Origin of the sequence: Rhizobium sp. 18055 (assembly GCF_902706285.1) — a bacterium.
GTDB lineage: Bacteria > Pseudomonadota > Alphaproteobacteria > Rhizobiales > Rhizobiaceae > Rhizobium.
Genome location: NZ_CACSKD010000436.1, coordinates 1 through 399, shown reverse-complemented (window position 1 = coordinate 399; position 399 = coordinate 1). Strand labels below are relative to the sequence as shown.

Sequence of the window (399 nt, the reverse complement as noted above, 5' to 3'; positions counted from 1 at the left end):
CGCACCAGCCCTGGGGCCACTCTCCACGCTGGCGCAGCGGCGCTATTCGTACGATCCGCTCGGCCAGCTGGTGGGCGTGCAGACGCCCGGCGAGGCCACGCGCTACGGCTATGACGCTTGGCAGCGCCTGACCGGGCTGCACCGCGCCGGGCAGGGCGTACCGGAAGTGCAAGAGCACTGGGCGCTGGATGCGGCCGGCAACCGCCTGCCGGCGGCGGCAGACGCCCGGACACCCGAGCCGCACACGGACCGGCAACGCCAGGAATGGCAGCAACAGGTGCGCGAGAACCTGCATGATGCGGGCTTCGATCTGCTGCGCGCGGGCGATACTCCCAGTGAAGGCTCTGCTGCCGTCACGCGCTGGCCGGGCAACCGCATCAGCTGGAGCACGGCCCGGGG

At 72.2% G+C, this 399-nt stretch carries 1 protein-coding gene; it reads left to right on the top strand.

Annotation, left to right across the window (positions count from 1 at the left end):
• Positions 1 to 399 (top strand): RHS repeat domain-containing protein (locus tag GVL52_RS32565; RefSeq protein WP_160012794.1); only part of this gene is annotated, 399 nt, incomplete at both ends.